Origin of the sequence: Photorhabdus aballayi (assembly GCF_026153155.1) — a bacterium.
GTDB classification, from domain to species: domain Bacteria; phylum Pseudomonadota; class Gammaproteobacteria; order Enterobacterales; family Enterobacteriaceae; genus Photorhabdus; species Photorhabdus luminescens.
Genome location: NZ_JAPFCD010000108.1, coordinates 1 through 4506 on the forward strand (window position 1 = coordinate 1; position 4506 = coordinate 4506).

Genomic DNA, 4506 nt, shown 5'->3' on the forward strand with positions numbered 1-4506 from the left:
GAAAGATGATTATAAAAATTCCGCAAAAAAATACCCAGAATGGTTTGAAATCAACAAGCTTCCGACTGATTTACGCGGTTCTGAGTTAAAGAAATATCGTGAATATTATAGCGATGATGAATAACCAAGTATTTCAACTCAAATCCATATATATAAAAGGTACATTATGCAATATGTTCTTATCAATATAAACAACTGTAAATTTTTACTCCCGGAACCGATCGGAGACTATGAATTTCCATCGTATATTTTGAAACACAAGCAACTTATTATTGATTATATTGAAGTATCTAACAGCATGTTGAAGTATGGCGGTGAGCCTTTTTCAGAAGAAATGCAACAATGTGATAATAGAGCAAAGCACATTAGATACCAGCTAGCTGACTTTAAAGCAATTACCGGGATTGTTGGGTTTCCGTTTGATATGAGAGATGTTGACTTGTACATCATCAATAACAGTCTTAATATAGCCATTGAATTTAATATATAAAATGATAGGATATGCTCGCTCGCATCTAGACTCAGGCATTTAAGAGCGGTATGCTGCATTGATACTACTGAACAAGTAGCTTAGAAATATGTTCTTTTCTCCTTAAATAAACTGCCGTACAGGCAGAATATGAAGCCGGTCTCCCGGCTTTCATTTATTTAAGCGACGAAGGCCATACAACATCAGGCGCTTGATTCACATCTATACGAATAAGTACTCGCCCGGATATCCCCGGTAGCTTGGCAACACATTTTGCTGAACGGTTATTACACTTTTCAGAGCAACATGCATAAATACAATGGTAATATTAGCTCCGCTAGATGTTTCCTTAATCTGGCTGATACTGACCGTCAACGCATCCAGATGTGCCTCCAGAGGAAGCCGGTTTTTATCCTGTGTCGAGTGACACCTGGCATTATCCGTCAGTGACTGTGTTAATGGGACGATTGGCAGACCGGATGCGGCATCAACTAGCAAGTTCATAACCGATATCCCGGACATGCGTCATCTGAAGCCAATGGGGTTTATGGTGATATGAGGCAAATTGTAAACGAGACCTATCATAAACGACCAAGGCATAAGTATGAAGATTTTGAGCAATGCTCTGTCGGGTTAGTTCAATCATCGGCTGATTGAGCTAATGAAATAAGATGCGGTGATTGTTGAGAAACCGTTAGACGGCTTGAGTGGTGGCAAAGGCGCTCTTCTGGGCACTGGCTATATCTTTAATCGTCAGTGCAAGGGAAGTGGCAAGAGTCATAGGTTGTTTAACCAAAGATTGATATCGACGGTTGAGCCGGGCATGGTATGGCCAAAACGTAGCGCAATTGGGATCAGTTATTTAGGACAGCTCTTAAACTGATATGTACGAAGAGCAACTTAAAAAGCGTTACCTGCCTTAATTAAAACATATAAATAAAGATACAAAGGTAACGCTTAAATTATACTTACCATTCTCTCGAATAAATATTTGAAAGTTTTTTAGTCAATTCTGGGTTATTCACAACATCAATATTCTTTTTCTCATCATGTGCGGCAAGAGCACTATGAACGTCTTCATTTATATCACAGGTCAATGGAATAAGGTTCAACAATGATTCTGGACATTCTTTAGTGACTTTTTCAAAGATCATCTCATATAAAGAATTGTGATACCTGAGTTATACATAGATTGTTCTAATGAAATATATTTTTCTATATTTTCACCTCGAAATAATCATATTGAATTTCTATCAGAGATAGATAGAATGTTTATCATTAATCCCATTATTTATAAATACTTCGCTTAATAGGATTTCTATTTTCATCAAAATATCTACTGGGCCAAATAACTGAAGGATGTATTCCGAGTTTGTCCGCAATAATTTTTTCTCCCTTAGACCATCGGCGAGCTAACGTATTTGATAGTGTTGATGAACTTAGTCCTGCTTCCCGTGATAATGCTGCAAGTGTTGTGCCACGTTTACGCAATTCAGCAATAATATCTGCTGGATGCCAATCGTTTTGAATTGATATCATATCGGCTTACTTCTCCCATTGGTTTATGATGATGATTTAAACAGGCTCCATGAGCCAGTGTTCATTTCTGGTGAACGAAATTTTCTACCAAAACTGTTATCAAAAGGGCGATAACAGACACACTGGCAAAAAATTTCTTACCAAGATCCATGAACACAGAACCATATACAATTTGAATACGTGACCAATTAAACACGCATTTATGAGTTTGGAAGCTTATTCATTGTAATAGCGTCGGATTGAATAATGGCTTTAGAAACCTTCTCAGGTTCATCCAGAAAATTAGTGATCAAAGCACCGACAAAATAAAGCGTAGCAACGATACAAGTGACGCCACCTGCTCCTATGCTATTTATAAATAAACCAACAATGGCAGGGCCAATCACTACAGATAAACCTGTCCCTAAATTCAGTACTGACATGACAGCCCCTTTGTCTTTTTCTACCATATTAGCGGACATCGCATCCAACGGGATATAACCAGCGACACCCGCTCCCCAGCAAATTCCACATATGAGTACTATGGCGTAATTTGTTCCAACAAATTGTGGTGCGAAAAACAGAAGCAATGAAGCAACACCCGTCAGGACCCCGCCACACCAAATAATCGTCCTTTTATAACCTATTTTGTCTCCTACTATACCCCAGACCAAATTAAATAGAATATTACTCGTAAAAGCAGTTCCCCAAATGCTTAGCCACTGAGTTGTAGTAAAACCCTGAGAAATCATATATACCGGCAAATAAATAGGAAAAGCGTATTGAGAAAGTGAATTTATGATTCTAAGGATACAAGAAACAAATAATTTTGGATATTCCTTAAGAATAGTTATCCCCTTCAAAACTTCCTTTATATTTTCAAGGATATTATTGTTACTCTGGGGTTTAATGTTATCGCGATTGAGAACCAGAGCAAAAAAAGCGCCAACAATAATAAATATCAGTGTTGTCCATAACGTATTAATATGACCTAATTCTTCTACTGCCCAACTCGCATAAAAAGTAGCTAATACTTGCATTCCGCCTGAAAAAACAAAATAAAACCATCCATATGCTGTACTGAGTTTGACAACAGGACTTCTATAGGCAATCCACACTGAAAATGAGTAAGCAAATAACGGATATCCGAAACCTTTAACGGCTTGTGCCATCAACAAAAGTGGATACGACATTTCTTTTAAGCCCAGGCTGACGAAACCTACGGTGCCAACAACACAAAAAATTGTGCCTAATAGCATGGTTCGTTTAGCCCCAAATGCCTCAAAAAATACGCCAGCAAACCAAGAAGATATGGCGACACTTATGCCGTAAATGCTAAATAGTGTGGAAACGTCCTGGATACTTAATCCATTATCTACCAGATAGGGGCTTAGCCAACCTATTTCTATTCCATTACCAATCATGAAGGCCAAAATACCCAAATATCCCCATGATAATGTGCAGGGTATACCTATTCGTCCTAAAAAACCACTCGTATTCTGCTTCATTTCAAACCCTACAATTAAATATTTTTTCAGCATTCAAGATTTTTAAATACTTATTTTAGTTTTACTTTACTATCAGACAGACGTTATATTGCAAAAGTCTTTTCAATTTTTATAATCTATTTGTGTATTCCAATTTGCACAACAGGTTGGCCTGTTCAGTTAAATTATTCCCCGGCAATATTAGGATCGAACACGATATTTTTATCATAAAATCAATTTCAAACGTTGTAATTTTTAAGTTAAAAAATAAGTACTACTGTTTTTGAAACAATGCCAGTTTCCTAACTTTTTACGTGTAGTTTCCAGATTTTTATCCAGATAATTAACCGTTATATCGGAAATATTCTATATGATGAAAGTCAATCTCCAGAAATTCAAACGTTATAATTATGAGTTTTAAATAAAAGACATCATTAGTCAAGCAGGAAGTTTACAGTCTGATAACAAAATCTGCTTTTTGTGATAGCATTCCATTTTTTGGCAGCATTAATGTTAGTAACAAATAGAGTGTTTTTTAATCGAAATGTGTAAAATCCATGTTTGCAAAACTAATTTTGATGAATATTGGACTTGCTCAAATCTATCAATCTATCTGGTGTCAATATAGGCAAAGATACCCGCGTCTCAATGAGTTTCTCGCTTGATAAACCTTAAGACAGAAGCTATTGCAGAATAAATGCCTCGCCGTTTTTTATACTCTTTCGCCTGTTCAATTCGCTTTTCAACACGTGCCTGCATTTCCAGGTTTTCTTGCGCTGACAATTCTCTGTAATTAACCCGAATTCTGCTTAAGCCATCATTGAAAAATCTTCTTCTGAGTAGAAAACTTTCAGTGATGGCTTCTTCAATTTAAGGCAGTAAGCAATCAATCCACCTAAAACGCACAACAGAAAACCTTTTATACTTCGGTGGCGGGAATGCTCTATTTGAGAAATAGTTTTTAATTGCCCATTAATCGGTTGAGTAGACCACGGGAACTACCTCCGCAGCCTCTCGCAGAACGGTACGTGA

4 protein-coding genes and 1 pseudogene are annotated in these 4506 nt (G+C 37.0%); 1 reads left to right on the forward strand and 4 read right to left on the reverse strand.

From position 1 onward, the window contains the following. Window positions 1–166: 166 nt before the first annotated feature. Window positions 167–490 carry a hypothetical protein gene (locus tag OO184_RS24460; RefSeq protein WP_265381395.1) on the forward strand — a complete coding sequence of 108 codons (324 nt, stop codon included), beginning with the start codon at window positions 167–169 and terminating at the stop codon, window positions 488–490. 201 nt (window positions 491–691) lie between these two features. On the opposite strand, the gene OO184_RS24465 is transcribed toward OO184_RS24460, so the two are convergent. From OO184_RS24465 to OO184_RS24480, 4 genes and pseudogenes are all read right to left on the reverse strand, one after another. Further along, a complete protein-coding gene (locus tag OO184_RS24465) occupies window positions 692–973 on the reverse strand; it encodes a hypothetical protein (protein ID WP_265381396.1) in 282 nt (93 codons plus the stop codon). Window positions 974–1756: 783 nt separating this feature from the next. Then, entirely contained in the window at window positions 1757–2008 is a 252-nt protein-coding gene (locus OO184_RS24470) for a helix-turn-helix domain-containing protein (RefSeq protein WP_283256383.1), read from the reverse strand. 200 nt (window positions 2009–2208) lie between these two features. Then, window positions 2209–3495 (reverse strand): MFS transporter, encoded by a 1287-nt coding sequence (locus OO184_RS24475; protein WP_265381397.1) that lies wholly within the window; start codon window positions 3493–3495, stop codon window positions 2209–2211. A gap of 788 nt (window positions 3496–4283) precedes the next feature. Then, a pseudogene (locus OO184_RS24480) lies at window positions 4284–4457 on the reverse strand (IS982 family transposase); the annotation flags it as partial. Between the last annotated feature and the right edge of the window lie 49 nt (window positions 4458–4506).